The sequence below is a fragment of the Streptomyces winkii genome, from assembly GCF_032248595.1.
Lineage (GTDB): Bacteria > Actinomycetota > Actinomycetes > Streptomycetales > Streptomycetaceae > Streptomyces > Streptomyces winkii.
Genome location: NZ_JASTTH010000005.1, coordinates 19,010 through 37,806, shown reverse-complemented (window position 1 = coordinate 37,806; position 18,797 = coordinate 19,010). Strand labels below are relative to the sequence as shown.

General features: G+C 71.0%; 15 protein-coding genes. 6 read left to right on the top strand and 9 right to left on the bottom strand.

What is annotated here, in order from left to right:
* Positions 1-2 precede the first annotated feature (2 nt).
* On the bottom strand, positions 3-1,235 hold the full coding sequence (locus QQM67_RS15930) for an LCP family protein (protein WP_314174540.1): 1,233 nt from the start codon (positions 1,233-1,235) through the stop codon (positions 3-5).
* 148 nt (positions 1,236-1,383) lie between these two features.
* Here QQM67_RS15930 and QQM67_RS15925 point away from each other — a divergent pair, with 148 nt between their 5' ends.
* A complete protein-coding gene (locus tag QQM67_RS15925; RefSeq protein ID WP_314174539.1) occupies positions 1,384-1,953 on the top strand; it encodes an acyl-CoA thioesterase in 570 nt (189 codons plus the stop codon).
* An 81-nt stretch (positions 1,954-2,034) separates the two neighbouring features.
* Here the strand turns inward: QQM67_RS15925 and QQM67_RS15920 are convergent, their stop codons facing one another.
* Entirely contained in the window at positions 2,035-3,519 is a 1,485-nt protein-coding gene (locus QQM67_RS15920) for an LCP family protein (protein ID WP_314174538.1), read from the bottom strand.
* Positions 3,520-3,631: 112 nt separating this feature from the next.
* On the opposite strand from QQM67_RS15920, the gene QQM67_RS15915 reads away from it, so the two are divergent.
* On the top strand, positions 3,632-4,666 hold the full coding sequence (locus QQM67_RS15915; protein WP_314174537.1) for a glycosyltransferase family 2 protein: 1,035 nt from the start codon (positions 3,632-3,634) through the stop codon (positions 4,664-4,666).
* A gap of 101 nt (positions 4,667-4,767) precedes the next feature.
* Here QQM67_RS15915 and QQM67_RS15910 read toward each other — a convergent pair whose 3' ends face one another.
* The 4 genes from QQM67_RS15910 to QQM67_RS15895 form a co-directional block, all read right to left on the bottom strand.
* Entirely contained in the window at positions 4,768-6,414 is a 1,647-nt protein-coding gene (locus tag QQM67_RS15910) for an LCP family glycopolymer transferase (RefSeq protein ID WP_399067087.1), read from the bottom strand.
* A gap of 116 nt (positions 6,415-6,530) precedes the next feature.
* A complete protein-coding gene (locus tag QQM67_RS15905) occupies positions 6,531-8,213 on the bottom strand; it encodes an LCP family protein (protein WP_314174535.1) in 1,683 nt (560 codons plus the stop codon).
* 164 nt (positions 8,214-8,377) lie between these two features.
* Positions 8,378-9,679, bottom strand: a complete 1,302-nt coding sequence (locus tag QQM67_RS15900; protein ID WP_314174534.1) for an LCP family protein — start codon at positions 9,677-9,679, stop codon at positions 8,378-8,380.
* A 199-nt stretch (positions 9,680-9,878) separates the two neighbouring features.
* Complete coding sequence (locus QQM67_RS15895) at positions 9,879-10,637, bottom strand: TIGR03089 family protein (protein WP_314174533.1); 759 nt, start codon at positions 10,635-10,637, stop codon at positions 9,879-9,881.
* A gap of 176 nt (positions 10,638-10,813) precedes the next feature.
* Here QQM67_RS15895 and QQM67_RS15890 point away from each other — a divergent pair, with 176 nt between their 5' ends.
* The 3 genes from QQM67_RS15890 to QQM67_RS15880 all read left to right on the top strand — a co-directional run bounded on the left by QQM67_RS15890 (position 10,814) and on the right by QQM67_RS15880 (position 14,582).
* Positions 10,814-12,295 carry a peptidoglycan recognition protein family protein gene (locus QQM67_RS15890; RefSeq protein WP_314174532.1) on the top strand — a complete coding sequence of 494 codons (1,482 nt, stop codon included), beginning with the start codon at positions 10,814-10,816 and terminating at the stop codon, positions 12,293-12,295.
* A gap of 182 nt (positions 12,296-12,477) precedes the next feature.
* Positions 12,478-13,560 carry a mannose-1-phosphate guanylyltransferase gene (locus QQM67_RS15885; protein ID WP_314174531.1) on the top strand — a complete coding sequence of 361 codons (1,083 nt, stop codon included), beginning with the start codon at positions 12,478-12,480 and terminating at the stop codon, positions 13,558-13,560.
* A 107-nt stretch (positions 13,561-13,667) separates the two neighbouring features.
* A complete protein-coding gene (locus QQM67_RS15880; protein ID WP_314174530.1) occupies positions 13,668-14,582 on the top strand; it encodes a DNA-3-methyladenine glycosylase family protein in 915 nt (304 codons plus the stop codon).
* Positions 14,583-14,621: 39 nt separating this feature from the next.
* Here the strand turns inward: QQM67_RS15880 and QQM67_RS15875 are convergent, their stop codons facing one another.
* The 3 genes from QQM67_RS15875 to QQM67_RS15865 all read right to left on the bottom strand — a co-directional run bounded on the left by QQM67_RS15875 (position 14,622) and on the right by QQM67_RS15865 (position 17,609).
* On the bottom strand, positions 14,622-16,019 hold the full coding sequence (locus tag QQM67_RS15875) for a coenzyme F420-0:L-glutamate ligase (protein WP_314174529.1): 1,398 nt from the start codon (positions 16,017-16,019) through the stop codon (positions 14,622-14,624).
* A complete protein-coding gene (gene cofD, locus QQM67_RS15870; RefSeq protein ID WP_314174528.1) occupies positions 16,016-17,005 on the bottom strand; it encodes a 2-phospho-L-lactate transferase in 990 nt (329 codons plus the stop codon). The genes QQM67_RS15875 and cofD overlap by 4 nt, the downstream gene beginning before the upstream one ends.
* Before the next feature lie 76 nt (positions 17,006-17,081).
* A complete protein-coding gene (locus tag QQM67_RS15865) occupies positions 17,082-17,609 on the bottom strand; it encodes a cysteine dioxygenase (protein WP_314174527.1) in 528 nt (175 codons plus the stop codon).
* A 787-nt stretch (positions 17,610-18,396) separates the two neighbouring features.
* Here QQM67_RS15865 and QQM67_RS15860 point away from each other — a divergent pair.
* The gene (locus tag QQM67_RS15860; protein WP_028436999.1) at positions 18,397-18,660 is read left to right on the top strand and encodes a WhiB family transcriptional regulator; all 264 of its coding nucleotides are present in this window, start codon (positions 18,397-18,399) and stop codon (positions 18,658-18,660) included.
* Positions 18,661-18,797 lie beyond the last annotated feature (137 nt).

Sequence of the window (18,797 nt, the reverse complement as noted above, 5' to 3'; positions counted from 1 at the left end):
CGTCACCGCACCGAGGTGACGGTGACGGGCTCGTCGTTCTTCAGCTGCTGAGTCAGCTGCTTGACCTTGGCCTTGTCCCAGAGCAGCGAGCCCGCGGGGCCCTGCTGGGTCGTGGAGGTCGGCATGTTCATGCGCTTGCCCTCGCCGCTGTTGACGTCCTTCATCGCGAAGAACATCGACCCCAGGTTCCACAGGCTCATGTCCTTGTCGACCACCAGGGTGTCCAGGCCCGCGCCCAGCGTGGGGTAGAGCCGGAAGGGGTTGAGGATCGTCGAGGGGGTCGCCGTCTGGTTCGCCAGGGCGGCCAGGAACTTCTGCTGGTTCTTCGTACGGCCGAGGTCGCTGTCCCCGGTCCCCGCGTGCCGGTTGCGGACGAAGGAGAGGGCCTGCTTGCCGTCGAGCGTCTGCTTGCCCTTCTTGAAGTCCGCGCCGGAGTTCTTGTCCTTGATGTCCTGCGGGATGTTCATCTCGACGCCGCCGACCGAGTCCACGATCTTGGCGAAGCCGCCGAAACCGATCTCCGCGTAGTGGTCGATCTTCAGGCCGGTGTTGTGCTCGACCGTACGCACCAGAAGCGGGGCGCCGTCCTGCGAGTAGGCGGCGTTCAGCTTGGTCTGCTGGGTGCGGTCGAAGTGCTTGCCCGACTCGGAGCCGGTGAACGGCGGGATCGTGATCCACGAGTCACGCGGCAGCGAGATCAGCGTCGGGGCGCCGTCGCCGACGTGCAGGATCATCATCGAGTCGGTGCGCTTGCCCGCGGCCGAGCCCGTGTGCAGGTCCTTCTTCTCCTGCGCGGACAGGCCCTCGCGGCTGTCGGACCCGACGATCAGGTAATTGGTGCCCGTGCCGGTCTCCGGCCGGTCCTCGACGATGCTGAGGTCGACCTCGCGGCGAAGCTTGGAGTCGGCCCAGAAGTAGGTGCCGATCGACCACGCCAGCAGGATCACGACGAGCGATATCAGCACCGTCTTGAAGCGCGGGCCGCGCCGCCTCCGCGGCACGTCGTCGTACTGGGAGTAGCCGTCGTAGTCGTCGTAACCGCGGCTGCCGCCGCCGTAGACGCGCCCGTCGCTGTAACCCGAGTCATAGCCGGGGGCCGGGTCCTCGTAGTACCCCGGCTGCCCGCCGTAGCCCGCGTCATAGCCGCCTCTCGACTGCGGCGGCGCGCCTCTGTGGGCTCGCGGGCTGCCGTACCTGTCGTGCGAGTCGTTCCATGCACCGGGCCAATCACTCATGGAGGGCAGTCTGCCTTGACCCGCCCGGAGGAACACAGCCCGGGGGCGAGATCGGACAGATGCTGTAGCTGTTCTGATGCAAAGGCACCGTTCGTCCCCTATCCGGCCACCGACCGGTCACTTCGAGGCGGGTTCTAGGGTGGAGCCCATGACCGACCAGGCATCCGCCGCGGAGGGCGGCCCGCAGGGCAAGCCCACATCCGCGTCCCGGACCACGCTCTCGCACATCATGTCGGGCAACGAGACCAACCTCCTCGGCACCGTGCACGGCGGCGTGATCATGAAGCTCGTGGACGACGCCGCGGGAGCGGTCGCGGGCCGCCACTCCGGGGGCCCCGCGGTCACGGCCTCCATGGACGAGATGGTCTTCCTGGAGCCGGTGCGCGTCGGCGACCTCGTCCACGTCAAGGCGCAGGTCAACTGGACGGGCCGCTCCTCGATGGAGGTCGGCGTGCGCGTGCTGGCCGAGCGGTGGAACGAGGCGGCTCCCGCCACCCACGTCGGCTCGGCATACCTCGTCTTCGCCGCCGTCGACGCCGACGGCAGGCCCCGCCCCGTGCCTCCGGTCCTGCCGGAGACCGAGGAGGACAAGCGCCGCCACCAGGAGGCGCAGATCCGCCGCACCCACCGGCTGGCCAGCCGCCGCGCGATCAAGGAGCTGCGGGCGCGCAAGCAGCGCGAACAGCGCGAGCAGCCCGCTCGGGAGCCCGGAGTCTGAGCTTCTTCCGTACGGCGTGGCCGCGACGGCGGCCGGCGGCCGGCGACCCGGTTCGCAGGACGCGCTCCCCGGCCCCGCCCGTCAGGCGCAGGAGGCCCGCTCGCCGCCCTTGACGGCGCCGTGGCCCGGAGCGCCGGAGTCCGACGACGGCGCCTCGGCCGAGGGCGAACCGACGCGCACCTTCCGCACGTTGTGGTGCTTCGCGCCCACGGTCACCCGCATCACGGGCCCCCGGTCGGGCTCCGCCTCCAGCCTGGCGCCCGGCAGGGCCTTGGCGAGCGTTCGCGCCGAGCGGTCCCAGCGCGGGTCGTACGCGATGGTCGTACGGGAGACGTCGTCGCGCTCCGCCGCCCCCGCCTCGCCCGTCGTGGCGAAGCCGGTGCCGCGCAGCTTCTTCTCCACGCCGCGCGCGAGCCCTTCGCGCCGCGTGCCGTTGTCCACCTGCACCTGGATGCCGGCCGGCGGAATGCCGACGACCACCGCGGGCGCCGCGTCCCCCGCGGACTTCTTCCCACCTGAGCCCCCGGCCCGCTCGGTGTCCCGGGGCTTCTGCGGCGTCAGCGGCTTGTCGTCCCGCAGGGCGGCGAAGAGCCTGTCGGCCTTCCGCTTGTCCCACTTCACGGTCGAGCCGAGCTTCGGGGCCCGGTAGTCGGCGTCCTCGACGGGGACGGAGACGAACTCCGAGGAGCCCGAGTCGAAGCGCCGCAGCGCGCGCCCGAGTTCGAGCATCTGCGCGCTGCCGAGCCCGTCGTCGGCGCGTACGGAGTCGAGCACGGTGGAGGCGACTTCCCTCAGCTTCGAGGGGTTCATCAGGACGCCGCTGTCGGTCGCCTTCTGGATGACCGCGGCGAGGAAGTGCTGCTGCCGCTGCATCCTTCCCAGGTCGGAGCCGTCGCCGAGGTGCCGTGCCCGTACGTACTGAAGCGCGCGGCCGCCGTCGAGGTTGGTGGTGCCCGCGGGCAGTTCCAGGCCCGAGTAGCGATCGCTGAGCGACTTCTCCGTGCAGACCGGCACCCCGCCCAGCACGTCGACGGTGCGCATGAAGCTGGTGAAGTCGACCTCCAGATAGTGGTCGATATGGATGCCCGTCATGCCCTCGACGGCGCTGACGGTCAGATGCGCACCGCCGCGCGCGTAGGCCGAGTTGAGCTTCGCCGGCTGTGGCGGATGGCGTCTGCCCTCCGAGTCGGTGTGCGCGGGAAGCCTCGTGTACGAGTCGCGGGGGAGGCTGACGACGCTGGCGCGGTCGTGCCCGGCCGAGAGGTGCACGAGCATCAGGGTGTCGGTGCAGTCGCACGCGGAGCCGCCGAGGCGGTACTTCTGCCGCGCCTCGTGCGAGAGTTTGTCGCGCCGGTCGGTGCCTACGACAAGGAAGTTGACACCGCCGGTGTCCCGCGGCCGGTCGGTGAGCCCCTGGAAGGGATCGACCCGGCTCACGTCCGAGTCGAGCCCGCTCACCATCAGATGACCCACGCCGCTCGCCCCCAGCACCAGCACGGAGAGCGCCGTTGCCAGGCGTACCCCCCACCGGGGCTTGCGGCCGTTTTTGTGTGCTTCCGCGCGCATTGCCATACCGTAGGGCGATACGATCGGCGGCACTTGAACCCACGCCGTCCCACGATCCCAGGGCACCCGGCTGGCGTGCGGGGGCCTCTTCCCGTCGAGGTAACGTGAACAGGTGACTGATTGGACTTCCTCGAGCGCGGAGCTGCCCGCGGTCTCGGTGATCATGCCCGTCCTCAACGAGGAACGGCACCTGCGCAGCTCCGTCAAGCACATCCTCCAGCAGGAATACGACGGTGAGCTGGAGGTCGTCATCGCTCTCGGTCCCTCCGAGGACCGTACGGACGAGATCGCGGCGGAACTGGTCGCCGAGGATCCCCGCGTGCACACGGTGCCCAATCCCAGCGGCCGCACGCCTGCGGCGCTGAACGCCGCCATCAAGGCCTCCCGGCATCCGGTGGTGGTGCGCGTGGACGGGCACGGGATGCTCTCGCCCGGGTACATCGCCACGGCCGTGCGGCTGCTGTCGGAGACCGGTGCCGCCAACGTCGGCGGCGTCATGCACGCCGAGGGGGAGAACGACTGGGAGCGGGCCGTCGCCGCCGCGATGACGTCGAAGATCGGCGTCGGCAACGCCGCGTTCCACACGGGCGGCAGCGCCGGCGAGGCCGAGACCGTGTACCTCGGGGTCTTCCGCCGTGACGTACTGGAGCAACAGGGCGGCTACAACGAGGAGTTCATCCGCGCACAGGACTGGGAGCTGAACTTCCGGATCCGCGCGGCGGGAGGTCTGGTCTGGTTCTCGCCGGAGCTGAAGGTCGAGTACCGGCCGCGGCCCGGCGTCCGCGCGCTGGCCAAGCAGTACCGGAACTACGGGCGTTGGCGCCATGTCGTCGCGCGCTACCACCCCGGGTCGATCAATCTGCGCTATCTCGCGCCGCCCGTGGCGCTGTGCGCGATCGCGCTGGGCACGGGCGCCGGGCTGGCGGGGATACCTCTGGGGTTCGTGGTGCCGGGCGGATATCTGGCGGCCGTCGTCCTCGGGTCGCTGCCCGCGGGCAAGGGGCTGGGGTTGAGGAGCCGCGCGTGGATTCCCGTCGCGCTGGCCACGATGCACATGTCGTGGGGATGGGGGTTCCTGACGAGCCCGCGGAAGCTGGCGCGCAAGGTGATCGCCTCCCGCAGGGAGCCGGTGCCCGCGACGCAGTGACCTCACCTCGCGATAGTCGCGAGAATCGCAAGACGAGAGAGAGGGAGGGGGCGGCCGCTTCGGTGGCCGCCCCCTCCCTCTCTCTCGTCACGTCCGCCGGATCACCACACGTAGGAGGGGTTGACCTCCATGCAGGCCTTGTCGTTGTCACCGCGCAGCGCGTCGGCGCTGTCCGGGGCCTTGTTCTCCTTCTTCTTGCCGGAGCCTCCTCCGGCGGCGCCCTTCGGATAGACCGTGCCCTCGCGCCAGTCGCCGCCGATCACAAGCGTCACGCCCTGCACGCCGCTGGAGTGCTTGACGGCGCTCTCCGGCAGCCCGATCGCCTTGGCGACCGCGAGCGCGTCGCCGCGCTCGCCCTCACGCTGGTAGCTGATCGTCGTGTCCGCCTGGGACTTGGGCGTCTGGTCGGCCGTGGCCTGCGCGAAGCCCCTGCGTCCGAGCTGTTCGGAGATGACGCCCGCGCGCCCGCTCACCGGCGGCTGGAGCGCGCTTCCGGTGCCGTTCATCACGCGTACGGGGATCTCGGACTTGGGTGCCGACGGCTCGCTCGGCTCGGGCTTGTCGGCCGAGGCCTTCTTCTTGTCCCTGCCGTCCAGGGCGATGTCGTTCCGGATCAGCGAGAAGGTGTCGTCGGCGTCGCCCTTCTTCGGCACGACGTAGCCGCCGGGCGCGTACTGCCAGGGCATCGTCGCCATGGTGATGCGCTTGGTCGGGACGCGCTTGAGGTCGTTTCCGAGGTCGTAGAGCTTCTTCACGCTGCCGAGGCCTTCGTCGACGGTGAGCGCCTTCGTGGCCGCCTCGGCGAGGTCGCGCATCTGTCCCGGGTCGGAGAGCTTCGTGCCGGACTTCAGCTGCCGGACCATCGAGTTCATGTACATGTGCTGGGCGCGGGCCCTGCCGATGTCGGTGCCGTCACCGAAGCCGTGGCGGGTGCGCAGCCAGTGCAGGGCCTGCTCGCCCCGTACGACGGAGTTGCCCTTCTTCAGCCGGAGCTTGGACTGCGGGTCGTACACGTTGTTGTTCACGCACACGGGCACGCCGCCGACCGCGTCCGCCATCGAGACCACGCCGGCGAAGTCGATCATCATGAAGTGGTCGATCGGGATGCCGGTCAGCTCTTCCCAGGTGGCGACCGTGCAGCCGGGACCGCCGTGCTGGAGGCTCGTGTTGATCTTGTCGGTGGTCTCCTCGTAGACCTTCTGGTCGTCGGGGTCCGTGCACTTGGGGATCGTCGCCTTGGTGTCGCGCGGGACGGAGATCACCGACATGTTGCTGCGGTCGGCCGAGACGTGCAGCAGCATCTGTACGTCGGCCAGGGGTGGCCGCTCGCGGTCGCCGCTGGCCCCGCCGAGTTGGACGTTCTTCTTGGACTGCCGGGAGTCGGAGCCCAGCAGCAGGATGTTCATGGGCGTCTGCCCGGCGGCGTTCGGATTGCTCTTGTCGAGCTTGCTGTCGCCGAGGTTGAGGACGTCTTTGCCGAGGTTGCCGTTCAGATGCTCGATGTAGAAGTAGCCCGCTCCCGCGGTGGCGAGTATCAGCAGGGACAGGCAGACGGTGAACCACCGCAGGACGCGTCTCTTCTTACGCGGAGGAGGGCTGCCTCCGCCCTCGTCTCCTCCGCCGCCGTAGTCGCCCGGATCCATACCGCCGCCGCCTGTCTGTGAGTACCGCTGTCGCTGTCGCGGCACGCGGCCCGCTTCGTACTCCGAGTCCCACCGGCGGTCGCGCACGCGCGCGCCGCCCTGCATGCCCCGGTCACCGTTGGTGCCGTTGTGATGCCGCACGGGACCTCCCCCGTTTCGTCCTCACGCGGTGTGTGCGTCGCGCCGGGGCGCCCGGTCACGGCGCCCGGAGGGCACGTACGTCACTTCGCGCACACCTTTTTGTCGTTCGCCTTGACGTTCTGGACGCCGTCCGGCGCCTTCTCGGGCGCGGAGACCGGCTCTCCCGCCTTGGTGAAGTCCTTGGCCAGCGTGAGCTTCATCGCCTTGCCGACGCTCGAACTCTGCTTCATGGCCGACTTCGGCAGCCCCATCATCTCGGCGAGCGTGGCCGCCTGCCCGGCCTGGCTGGAGGAGAACTCCAGCGTGGTCTTGGACAGTTGGGACGGCGCGTTGCCCGCGTTCGTCGACAGCCCGACACCCTTGTCGTTCTGAAGCCAGTCCACCGTCTCCTGGGCCGCGCCCACCGGGCCGCCGCCGTTGCTCACATCCACGCGCACCTGCGACGCCGGTACCTTCTCCGCCTTCGCCGGCTCCTTCCCCTTCGAGCCCTTCTTCGTCTTGGTGAGCGACTTGTCCGCCTGCACCATCTTGAAGAGGGGCTCTGCCTTCGCCTCGTCCAGTACGACGGTTGCCGGGTCGTCAGGGTTGTCCACGACCGGGACGGTGGCGAAGGTGATGTTCTTGATGTCGACCCGCTGAAGGTCCTTGGCGAGGTCGGTCAGCTTCCCGACGGTGCCGATGCCGGTGTCGACCGTCAGCGCCTTGGTCATGGCGTTGGCGAGGTCGAACAGCTTGGACGGGTCGCTGAGCGTGTCACCGGACTTCATCTTCCGGATCATCGAACTCAGGAACTGCTGCTGGAGTTTGATGCGGTCCAGGTCGCTTCCGAAGCCGATCGAGTGCCGCGTGCGTACGAACGCCAGGGCCTGCTCGCCCTTCACGACGTGCTTCCCGGCCGCGAGGTTCAGATGCGACTTGGGGTCCTTGATGGGCTTCGCGGTGCACACCTGCACGCCGCCGACGGCGCTGGAGAGCTCCTTGACGGCGTTGAAGTCGGCCATCATGAAGTGGTTGATCTTGACACCGGTCATCTTCTCGACGGTGCGCCAGGTGCAGCCGGGGTCGCGGCCGGACTGGCCGAGGCTGGTGTTGAACCGCGCCTGCTGCTGGCCCGGGATGCTCTTCGTCGAGCCGTCCTTCTGCTTCGTGGGGCAGTTCGGGATGTCGGTGATCATGTCGCGCGGGATGGACAGCGCGGTCGCGTTGGTGCGGTCCTTGGAGACGTGGAAGAGGAACGTCGTGTCGGCGTGGCCGACGCTGGCGTTGTCGCCGTAGCCGGCGTTGCCCTTGCCCTTACGGGAGTCGGTGCCGAGGACGAGTATGTTCACCGGACCGTCGGTCACCGCCGCGTTGCTCTTGCCGACGTCGACCTTGTCGATGTTCCCGTTGAAGTGGTCGTACAGGAAATAGCCCGCGACGCCCCCGGCGACCACTATCAGCCCCAGAGTCCCGGCGCCCCAGCGCAGAACCTTCTGCTTCCTCGACGGGCCCGGCCTGCGCTTGCGGCGCCCGTGGCCCGCCGGCGGCGGCGGAGGCTGCGCCCGGCTCCCGCGGCGGCGCTGCGAAGGAAGCCGGGGCTCCACTCCCTCGGCGGCCGACGCTCTGCTCTGGCGCGGCGCGTCGGGACGGCTGCTGGCCGAACGACTCCGGGAGTCTCCGGCAACAGGGTTCAGTCGCAGCTTGTAGCTGCCGGTGCTCGGATCGAACACCCACTGATCCGCGGGATCGACATCTCCCGCGTGCCCACGGCCTTGCGCGTTCACGATTGCGTAAGTCCTCCATTTGCCGCCTGGCGTCGCCCTGTCAGGGCGGACCGAAGCGGCCACACTATCCGCCAGGTTCGGCGGCGAGCGACGGCGGTGACAATTTCCACGGGCTCAGAAGTGGTCAATTCGCCCCAATCCCAGCGCGGTCACCGGTGTAGATGTCATGTACGGCAGACATCACGGGCCGCGGTCGTTCCGCGGTAGACCGGCGCCGGTTCCCCGGGCCGGCCGGTGCCTTCCGGTGCGGGGCTTTGCGGCCCCTGGCGCACCGAGGATCTGACGGCGGCTCCGCCGCCTTGGTTCCTGCCTCCCTGATCTGCGTCTCCGGAAGTCTCCTGCCCGGTCCCGGCCTTGGCGTCCTCGCTGCCTGCGGCGTCGTCGCCGCTCCGTCCGCCGACCTGTACGGGCCGGTCCTGGCGCAGTTGTGAGAAGAGCCTGTCGGCGTCCGGCTGCACCAGTTCGTCGCGATTCTTGTCGAGTCTGTACGACTTCCGCGGGACGGTGAGAAAGCGCACCTGATCCTCCGGGACATTCCGTACGCCGCGCGCGAGTTCGTACAGCTCGCTCAGGGAATCCAGCCCTTCGTCAGCGGTCACCGCGGAGGTCGCGGAGTGCAGTACGGGATAGAGCTTCGCCGGATTCAGCAGGACACCATTACTCCGTACTTTCTTCACCAGTGATCCGAGGAACTGCTGCTGCCGGCTCATGCGATCTGTGTCGCTGCCGTTTCCGAGCCCGTGCCGCGCGCGTACGTAGCCGAGGGCGTCCTCTCCGCCCAGAACCTGCCGCCCCGCGGGGAGTTCGAGCTTGGCGTCCCGGTCGCGGACCGCGCCGGGGAGGCAGACCTCGACGCCGCCGACGGTGTCGACCAGGGACTTGAAGCCGGTGAAGTCGACCACGAGGTGGTGGTCGACGCGCAGGTCCGCGAGCGTCTCGACGGTACGGATCGCGCACGCGGCGCCCCCGGTCTGGAACGCGGTGTTGAACTGCGCGAAGCGCGCGTGCGTACGCCTGCCGTCCCGGCCCGTGCACGCGGGGATCTCGGCCATCAGGTCCCGGGGGAGCGAGACGCCGGTCGCGCTGCGGCGGTCCGCGGAGATGTGCAGCAGGATCGCGGTGTCCGACCGCTGCCCGCCGCCGTCGCGCCCGTATGCGCTGTTGCCGCCGCTGCGGCTGTCGGAGCCGATGAGCAGGATGTTCTCGGCCTCGCCGGTGGAGGGCTGGGGGCGCTGAGCTTCGTAGTGCTTGAGCTCCCTCGCGGTGCCGACGTCCGTACGGATGTTGCCGTCGAGCTTGTTGTAGAGGGTCCAGCCGACGCCGGCCGCGGCGAGGACCAGCACCGAGGCGGCCAGCGAGGCCAGCCGCAGCAGGCGGCGTCGGTGGCGGCGCGGAGACGCCGGGGCAGCGGTGTGCGTACTGCCGTGCTCGGTCGCTCTGTCGTCGTCGCTCCCGGAATCGGTCACGTCTGCGTCATCCCTCGTGGTCTCGGCGGCGCATGCGGGACGCGTACAGGCGTGTGGGCGCCGGTCACGTAGGCAGACGCCCGAAACCCGTACAAGGTTGTACGCAGCGCTGATCGCTGCTGATCATCGCTGAATACTGCCGATCATCGCTGACCGTGCCGGGACGCACGGGGAGGAGGGGGCGGGTCGGAAGCCCCGCTCAGTCGATGGTGTGGGTGACGCGCTCGTCCTCGCCGCGTTTGCCGAGAGCAGCGGCGTCCAGGCCCGCGGAGTTGCGGCACAGTACGACCGATCCGCCGACGGCCAGCGGTGCCAGCAGCCCGGCGCTGAGCCCGTCCCAGCTGTCGTACGGACGGAGTGAGAGAACCCGCGAGCCGGCCGACAGGCCGAGCGACTCCGCGTCCGCCAGCGCGCGCTCTACGGCCTCGCCTCCGGTGAGCGGCGTCTGCGCGCCGGGCGGAAGGAGAAAAGGGTCGTCGGCGCCGACGGGTGCGTACGGCATGAACTGGTCGCCCTGGCCCGGCACTTCGGCCGCGTAGTCGACGAACCCGGCGGGCCGCTCCGGGAAGCGCGCCCCGAGCGGAAGCAGGCTCAGCGCGACGCGCTCGCCGCCGCACGCGCGTGCCGCCTCCAGGGAGTCCGGGCCGCTGACGACGAGCGCGGCGGCCGCCGGATCGCCCTGCACATCGGCGACGACGCCCGCCGAGGAGCAGGCCAGCAGCCACACGGCCGTCTGCCAGTGCGCGGGCAGCAGCAGGGCGAGCCTGTCGCCCGGCTCGGTGGCCAGCTCGTCCTGGAGCAGATTGGCGGTCTTCGCCGTCCAGTTGGCGAAGGTGGCGACGGAGAGCTCGACGCGTTCCCCGGTGGCGTCGTCGTAGAACGTCACAAGCGGACGCCCGGGGTCCTGGCCGAGCGCGGAACCCAGCAGGTCGGCGGGGGTGCGTGGTGGAGTGCTCACCCGGTAAGCCTACGCGGGCGGGATTCCGCGCGGCCGCCGGAGTAGCCGTGCGCGAACCGGTGCCCAGCGGTCCCCTCGCGCGCTGACGGAGCGTGACACCAGGTATCGGACGGAGCATCAGCTGTGCCATTTTGTCCGAATAGACAGATAACTGTGCCTATGTGCACGATCGCGTCATGCGAGCACTACTAGTCACCACGATCGGTGCCGCGTGTGCAGGAGCTCTGCTGTTGCCGCTCGCGCCCACCGAGTCCGCCCAATCCATGCTGTCCGGCAAGCGCTCGACATCCGCCGAGGACGCCGCACCCCCGGCAGCCCCCCGCGGGCCCGGCGGCGCGCAGAGAGGCGACCGTGCCGCCGCGGAGGACGGCGGTTCCGTCCCCGGCAGCACCCAGTCGCTCTCGCTCCGGCCCCGCGGTGAGGGAACCCGCTCGGGCGACAAGCTGCTCTCCAAGTGGGAGGACGACCCGTCGGGCGGGAGACGCGTGACCTCCCGGAAGGTGAAGCCCTTCTCGCTCGTGGGCGTGGTCTGGGACGACCCGGGCGCCGTACCGCCGGGGCGGCTCCAGGTGCAGTCGCGGGCCGGGGGCACCGGCAAGTGGTCCGCGTGGCGGACGCTGGACACTCACGGCGACGGCAGCCCGGAGCCCGGCGAGCGCGACCGCTCCGGCGCGAAGGCGCTCGGGGCCACCGCCCCCTTGTGGGTCGGCGACTCGACGGCCGTGCGCGTACGGATCATGCCCGGCTCGGACCGGACGAGCGCGAGCGGTACGGAGGCCGACGGGGCGGAGGCGAGAGGGACGTCGCGCGGGAAGCAGGCCGCGGAGGCCGGACTGCCCGCGGGCGCGCGCCTCGAACTCGTCGACCCCGGCAAGTCGCCCGGCGCCTCCTCGCGCGCCGGCGGCACCCGGCACGCCCGGGACGGCGACGACCCCGAGAAGCGCCCCGGCGGAGTGCTGCCCGAACTCAACAGGGCGGACACGCGCTCCACGTACGGCGACGAGGCCGCGGACGCGACCCCCTCGAAGCAGGACCGCGCGGAGGACAGCCGCATCGGACCGCGCCCGCAGATCGTCACCCGCAAGGGCTGGGGCGCCGACGAGACGCTGCGCGAGCGGGAGTTCACGTACAGCAGGACCGTGAAGGCGGCCTTCGTACACCACTCGGCCGAGACGAACGACTACAGCTGCGGGGACGTGCCGGCGATCATCCGCGGCATCTACCGCTACCACGTGGAGAGCAGTCACTGGCGCGACATCGGATACAACTTCCTCGTCGACAAGTGCGGCAAGATCTACGAGGGCCGCGCCGGCGGCGTGGCCAAACCGGTGATGGGCGCCCACACGCTGGGCTTCAACGCGGACACCACCGGGATCGCGGTCCTCGGCACGTACTCCACGACGGTGCCCTCGAAGGCCGTAAGGCGCGCGCTCTCCGAGCTGACGGCCTGGAAGCTCGGCGTGCACGGCGTCGACGCGAGCGGCAAGGTGACGCTGACGTCGGACGGCGGCACCAAGTACAAGAAGGGCAGCAGGGCGACGCTCAACGCCGTCTCGGGCCACCGCGACGGGTTCACCACGGAGTGCCCCGGCGAGAAGCTCTACCGCGAACTCCCCGGCGTACGGACGGAGGCGGGACGGCTCCAGGGCCGCCGCTGACGCGGACTCGGACGGGCCTCGGACGGGGCCTCGGACGTCGGCCCGGCCTCGGGCACGCACGCGGCAACGGACGCGCGCGGGCACGGCGCCGGGCCGGGGCACGGCCCGGCGCCGCTGCATAAACTGATCGCCGACCACCCGGCTCAGGCCTCCTCCGTCAGTCAGGAAGCGAAGACAAACCGGTGACAGAAGCGATCCTCCTGGTCGGGGGCAAGGGCACCCGGCTGCGTCCGCTGACCGTGCACACGCCGAAGCCGATGGTGCCGGCGGCGGGCGTGCCCTTCCTCACCCACCAGCTCGCGAGAGCGCGCGCCGCCGGTGTCGACCACGTGGTGATGGCGACCTCCTATCTGGCGGAGGTCTTCGAGCCGTACTTCGGCGACGGCTCGCAGCTGGGGCTGCACCTGGAGTACGTCACGGAGGAGGAGCCGCTCGGCACGGGCGGAGCGATCCGCAACGTCGCGCAGCGGCTGCACTCCTCGCCGTCCGACCCGGTGCTCATCTTCAACGGCGACATCCTCACCGGGCTCGACATCGGCGAGCTCGTCGCCACACACACGCGGACCGGAGCCGACGTCTCCCTCCACCTCACCCGCGTCGACGATCCGCGTGCGTACGGTCTGGTCCCCACGGACGGGGACGGGCGCGTCACCGCCTTCCTGGAGAAGCCGCAGACGCCCGAGGAGATCGTCACCGACCAGATCAACGCGGGCGCGTACGTCTTCGACCGCGCGGTCATCGACGCCATCCCCGCGGGCCGTCCGGTCTCGGTCGAGCGCGAGACCTTTCCCGGCCTGCTCACCGCCGGCGCGCATCTTCAGGGCATGGTCGACTCCACCTACTGGCTCGACCTGGGCACGCCGCAGGCGTTCGTACGCGGCTCCGCCGACCTCGTGCTCGGCAGGGCGCCCTCGCCCGCCGTGCCGGGCCGCTGCGGCGACCGGCTCGTGCTGGACTCCGCGCGCGTGGCCCCCGACGCCAAGCTCACGGGCGGGACGGTCGTGGGCGCCGGCGCGTCGGTCGGCGCCGGTGCGCGGGTCGACGGATCGGCCGTGCTCGACGGCGCCGTCATCGAACCCGGCGCCGACGTACGGGACTCGCTGATCGGCGCGGGCGCCCGCATCGGTTCGGCCGCCGTGCTCGACGGTGCCGTGGTGGGCGACGGAGCCGTGGTCGGCGAGGGCAACGAGCTGCGCGACGGCATCCGCGTGTGGTGCGGCGCGCACATTCCGCCGGGCGCGGTGCGCTTCTCGTCCGACCAGTGACCGCCCGTCCGTCCGGCCCCCGATGCCGTTGATCCTCCGCCCCCGTGAGATGTCCGCTTGCGGCCCTCCCGGGGTGCGGTGAGCGCCGCACGCATACCCTGTCGGGCGTGCCCGACACCGCCACCCGTACCTGGACCGCGCCCGCGTCGTACGACCTGCGGAGCAACCTGCGCGTGCTGCGGCGCGGGCCGTACGACCCCTGCTACCGCACCGAGGGCGGCGCCGTCTGGCGGGCGACCCGCACTCCGGCCGGTCCGGCGGCGCTGTGCATCACGGCTGACGCGGCGACAGCGGCCGTACGCGCACAGGCCTGGGGACCGGGCGGCGAGTGGTGCCTCGACCGGCTGCCCGCCCTGCTGGGCGCGGACGACGACCCGTCAGCCTTCGTGCCGCACCACCGGCTGACGAGGGAGGCCCACCGGCGCCACCCGGGGCTGCGGCTGCCGCGCACCGGGCTCGTCATGGAGGCGCTGATCCCGTCGGTGCTGGAGCAGAAGGTGACCACCCATGAGGCGTACCGCGCATGGCGGCTCCTGGTGCGCCGGTACGGGGAGCGCGCGCCCGGTCCGCACGAGAACCTGTACGTCATGCCGGACGTCCGCACCTGGTGCCGCATCCCGTCCTGGGAGTGGCACCGGGCGGGCGTCGACAGCAAGCGTTCCGCCGCCGTCATACGGGCCGCGCAGCGTGCGCCGCGCCTGGAGGAGGCCGCGTCGATGGAGCTGGCGGAGGCGATGCGGAGGTTGCAGCTCATCCCCGGCGTGGGCCCGTGGACGGCAGCCGAGACCCTCCAGCGCAGCAACGGCGACCCCGACGCGCTGACCGTCGGAGATCTCCATCTGCCGCGCATCGTCGGCTACTCGCTGACCGGTGCGCGGGACACCGACGACGCCGGAATGCTGGAGCTGCTCGCCCCGTACGAGGGACAGCGGCACCGCGCCGCGCGGCTGATCCTGCTCGCGGGGCGGGCACCGGCACGGCGTCAACCGCGGTTCCCCGTCGGCGACATCGCGCGCCTCTGACGCACCTCTGACGCACCTTTGACCCGGCGCCCAGCGCCCTCAGCGCACCTCGGTGAAGTCGCTGCCCGAGCGCGGCGGCCGGCGCCGCGGCGGTGCCGCCGGGTGCCCGACGGCCACGGCGCCCATCGGGTCCCAGTCGCCGGGCAGCCCGAGCACGCCGCGCACCACGTCCCGGCAGAACATCGTCGACGAGACCCACGCCGAGCCCAGCTGCTCGCCCGCCAGCGCCACCAGGAAGTTCTGGATGCCCGCACCGCACGCGACGACGAACATCTCGCGCTCCGCCGCGGACCGCCGTGCGTCCGGGTAGTCGTGCGAGCCGTCCGCCACGAGGCACGGGACCACGAGATAGGGAGCGTTCCGCAGTACGTCCCCGCGCCGGACCCGCTTGGCGATGCTCTCCTCGCTCTTGCCGTCCGCGCGCAGGTCCGCGATCCACTGCTCGCGCATCGCGTCGAGCAGCCGCAGCCGCGACTCCGGGGACTCCAGCAGCACGAAGCGCCACGGGGTCGTGTGGTGCGGGGCCGGCGCCGTCACCGCGGCGTCGACGGCCCGGCGCACGGAACCGCCGTCCACCGGCTCGGACGTGAACTCCCGGACGGTACGGCGCAGCGCGAGCGCTTCCCGTACGGCCTCGGAGGTGCCCAGCCGGAACATGTCCTGCGCGGCGTCCCGTACGAGCGCCCGCGCCGAGTCGGCGACGGGCTCTTCCGCGTGCGGCGGCTCCTCCGCGCCCGGCGCGGACCGCCGCTCCAGCACGTGCTGCGGCAGCCCGCGTACGACGGCGACGGGCAGGCCGGACGCCTTGCCCTTGACGAGCTCGCCCGCCGCGGCCAGTTCGTCCCCGACGGCCGTGACGGTCACCCCGAGCGGATTGCCGAACGTGTCGAGACCGCCGCGCAGATCCTCCAGGACGCGCACGCCCGAGGCGCCGATCGCCACATCCGTCTGCCCCTCGCGCCACGGCCGCCCGAACGTGTCGGTGACGACCACGCCGACGTCGACACCCAGCGCGTCCCGCACGCCCTCGCGGATCCGCACGGCAGACGCGTCGGGGTCCTCGGGCAGCAACAGCACTGTTCCCTTGGGGGTGTTGGAGGCGTCGACCCCCGCCGCCGCCATGACGAATCCGTGCCGGCTCTCCACGATCCGCGCGGGCCCGCGGCGCGCGACGATCCGCACGGTCTCCGCGTCGATGGCCGCCTCCCGGTCGTCGGCCTGGACGATGCGCCCCTCTGCCTTGCTCACGATCTTCGACGTGACGATCAGCACGTCGCCGTCGGCCAGGCCGTGGGCGTGCTCGGCGGCCGGGTCCGCCGGCGCCGTGACGGCGTCGACGATGAGCTTCACCACGTCGTCCCCGGGGCGCACTTCGGGAATGCCGGGCAGTGCCCACACCCGGAAGGCGGGTGCCCCCGCGCCGCCACCCGTCGTCACGCGCCCACCTCTTCCGCCAGCGCGAGCGCTTCCCGCGCCATGGCGGCCGTCGCCTCCGTGTCGGTCATCATCAACGGGACGGCGCGGCACCGGATTCCGGCGTCCTCGACGGCCTGCGTCGAACCGGCGTCCACCGTGTCGACGAGCCAGCCGTCCAGCAGCCCGCTGCCGTAGTGCTGTGCGACGGCCGCCGCCGTGGACTCCACGCCCACAGCCGAGAGCACCTTGTCCGCCATGCCGTGCACCGGGGCGTCGCCGACGATCGGCGACAGCCCGACCACCGGCACACCGGCGTCGGCGATGGCCTCCCTGATCCCCGGCACGGCGAGGATCGTGCCCACGCTGACCACGGGGTTCGACGGCGGGAAGAGGATGACGTCCGCATTCGCGATGGCGTCCAGCACGCCGGGCGCGGGCTTCGCGCTCTCGGCGCCCACCGGCACCACCGCGTGCGCGTCGACGGAGGCCCGCAGCCGCACCCAGTACTCCTGGAAGTGCACGGCCTTGCGGCTCTCGCCGTCGCTGCGCGGCGATTCCCCCAAGTCGGCGGTGTCGATGAGCACATGGGTCTCGACGCGGTCGTCCGTCATGGGCAGCAGCGTCACGCCGGGCTGCCAGCGCGCGCACAGCGCCTCGGTGACGGCGCTGAGCGGATATCCGGCGCCCATCATCTGCGTACGGACGATGTGGGTCGCGAAGTCGCGGTCGCCGAGTCCGAACCACTCGGGGCCCACGCCGTACGCCGTCAGCTCCTCCTTCACCGCGAAGGACTCCCCGGCACGGCCCCAGCCCTGCTCCTCGTGGATGCCTCCGCCGAGCGTGTACATCACGGTGTCGAGGTCGGGACAGACCTTCAGCCCGAACAGATGGATGTCGTCACCGGTGTTGCCGATGACGGTGACGTCCGCGTCGGGCACGGCGGACTTCAGTCCGCGCAGAAAGCGGGCACCACCGATGCCCCCGGCCAGAACCACAATCCGCTCCATGCGGACCAGTGTGTCAGCAGACGGCCCTCGCACAGCAGGGCGGTCACCCGCCTGCGGACGGGCGCCGCGGGGGAGTTCAGACGTCGAGCGACGCGGGTTCCGCGGCGCACGCCGCGACGGCGGTGGTCCCGCCCGCGTGAAGCGCCGCGCGGGGACGCATCGGCATCTCGGTCAGCCCCGGGAAATAGATGTGCAGACTGACGACGGGACGCAGACCGTCGTTGACGACCTCGTGCACGTAGCCGGGCGCGAACGAGCGCAGCGCCCCGGGCCGGAGCCCGCGGCTCAACCCCCGTGCGTGCTCGGTCAGTTCGCCCTCCAGGACGGTGAACACCCCGGAGGACGGCCCGTGGTCGTGGCGCCCGCTGCCCTGCCCCGGCAGCCAGCTCAGCAGCCAGACCTCGTGGCCGGGACCGGTACGCAGCCGGTGGTACCAGCGGGTGGTCGCGTCGTACCGCACCAGCGGCTCCCAGCCGGGCCGGTCGGCGGCGATCGTGCGGGCCAGGCCCGCGAAGTCCGCGACGGTGGCGGGGTGGCCGGGGGCCGGGGGCATGAGGTGGGGGAGGGAGAGCGGATCGCCCGCGATCTCGATGTCGCTGTTCACGTCGTCGGTGGTCTTTCGCGCTGAGGTGCGCCCGTACGGAGCCGGGCGGGGAACGGGAAACGGGGGAGCGCCGGAGAATTCAGGAAACCGGCACGAGAAGGCCTGACCAGGCGGTGAGGCCGGAGAAGACCGGAGATGCCGAAGCGGCGGTGAGGCCGGTCAGGCGCCGAAGCAGGGGAAGCCGGAGCCGGCCGCGACCCGGCCGGAGAACCGCCTCAACAGCAGCGACAGTGACAGCGACAGCGGCAGTGACCCGTGGCGACGCGAGCAGCGCGAAGAGGCCGCGCGGCGGCGGCCGTGAAGAACTCGGGCCCGGGAGTCACTGGCATGCGGTCAAGGAGACCGAGCGACCCGTGGTGCTGTCAACTCGGATGTCGTGTTCGCGGTGAATGGTTCATCACATCCGGTTGCGGTGCGCGGAGAAAGGTTTGTGCTCCACCGGTCCCGGACACCTGCCGCAACACCCGCGCACGTGAACGTCGTTGTGCATCTGTGACCGAGCCGTGATCACGGCTGTCCGGCCCGCTTCCGGCGGGCGACTCCCGGATCAGGTGCGGGCTCCGTTCGCCGAGGGTCTTGGTCGGTGATCCACGAGTCGATATGGGACGGTTCAGGGTGATATCAACACTTTCTGGGTCTGCTTGGTTCCGCAGAGTGAATAACGGACCCAATAGCAGATCTCGGCTTGACTGGCGCGGATCGGCACACTTGTAATTTCACACGTGTCGTTCAGCCGCGATCGATAACGACGGCATCACGGGGACGCAAAGACGGACGAGGGGCGCACATGACCGAGCTGTTCCAGGAAGTGCTGGTCGAAGAGGTTGACGAGGAGCTCGGCTGGCAGGAACGCGCATTGTGCGCCCAGACCGATCCCGAGTCGTTCTTCCCCGAGAAGGGCGGCTCCACCAGGGAGGCGAAGAAGGTCTGCCTCGCCTGCGAGGTCCGCTCCGAATGCCTCGAATACGCCCTGGCGAACGACGAACGCTTCGGTATCTGGGGCGGATTGTCCGAGCGTGAACGGCGGCGCCTGAAGAAGGCCGCAGTCTGAACTGCCCGCGGCCGGCGAATGCCCGGCCTGCGCGGCGGCTTTCACGGGACTGATTTCACGGACGAGAAGTCCCCCTGGTTGTGCGACAGCGCGCAGGACCGGATGGGCAGTGCTCACTGAGCCGTTAGTGTGTGGCC